The following is a 1290-nucleotide window of genomic DNA, read 5'->3' on the forward strand; positions in this document are numbered from 1 at the left end:
AAAGGGATAACTCCCCACGGAAAAGTTAGTAGCAGGATTAAAGCTGGTGCTGGAGTTGGCACCAAGGATGTAGTCTCCCCCCGATGTCAGGTTGACTTTGACGGTTTCGTTGGGGTCACTTACCGCATCGGATAGGGCGACGACGTTGAGGGTGGCGGTGGTGGCTCCGGCGGCGATGGTGAAGGTGTTGGCGGTTACTGCGGTGATATTTGTGCCAGCAGTGAGGGAATAGTCGGCGAGAATGGTGGCGGTACTGCCGGTGGTGTTGAAGTTGACCACTATCCCACCCGTTGGTGCGGGGGTGTCTAGGGTGATGATAAAGGTGCCGACGGTTCCCCCTTCTACGGGGTTGGTGCCGGGGGCGATGGTAATTTTGGGGCGATCATCATCAGTAATCGTACCTTGACCTTGGTTATCGGCTAAGATGACGTTACTGCCATTGGTTTGTAAATTACTGAGATTGATGAAGAAAGTCTCATTGAGTTCAACTTGGTTATCGCCATTTACGGCAACTGTAATCGTTTTAGAAGTTTCTCCCGGATTGAAGGTTAAGGTGGTGGGAGGAATAGCAGTGTAATCGGTTCCGGCGGTGGCTGTACCGTTGGCGGTGGCGTAGTTGACGCTCACAACGGTACTGGCGGCACTAGAAAGGCTCACGGTAAAGACCGCGTTAGTGGTGCCGCTATTGCCTTCGGTAACAGTAACATCGTTGATAGTAAGAGAAATAGAGGGGTCGGTAATGGTGACGGTGGCGGTGGGGTCAGCATTGAGGAGGACTGAGACGTTGCTGCCGAAATAGTTCGCCACAGCCAAATCGGATTTGCCGTCGCCGTTGAAGTCTCCTACCGTCACGGAATTGGGCGAATCCCCTACGGTAAAGTTAGTGGCAGTACCGAAACTGCCCGTGCCAGTTCCTAATAGCACTGAGACGTTCTTGCTAATAATGTTCGCCGTAGCCAAATCGGATTTGCCGTCGCCGTTGAAGTCGCCTACCGTCACGGAAATGGGACGAGTCCCCACAGTAAAGTAAGTGGCGGTGCCAAAACTGCCCGTGCCGGTTCCTAATAGCACCGAGACGTTGTTGTCGTCACGGTTCGCCACAGCTAAATCGGATTTGCCGTCGCCGTTGAAGTCCCCTACTGTCACGGAAAAGGGATAACTCCCCACGGAAAAGTTAGTAGCAGGATTAAAGCTGGTGCTGGAGTTGGCACCAAGGATGTAGTCTCCCCCCGATGTCAGGTTGACTTTGACGGTTTCGTTGGGGTCACTTACCGCATCGGATAGGGCGAC

Annotated in this window: 1 protein-coding gene; it reads right to left on the reverse strand. The window is 53.3% G+C overall.

Translation table 11 applies throughout. The features are described from left to right. Positions 1 to 1290, reverse strand: a 1290-nt coding sequence (locus O9295_RS22025) for a Calx-beta domain-containing protein (protein ID WP_288035374.1), incomplete at both ends; no start/stop codon positions are given.

Origin of the sequence: Microcystis sp. LE18-22.4A, assembly GCF_027531105.1 — a bacterium.
Classification (GTDB): Bacteria; Cyanobacteriota; Cyanobacteriia; order Cyanobacteriales; family Microcystaceae; genus Microcystis; species Microcystis aeruginosa.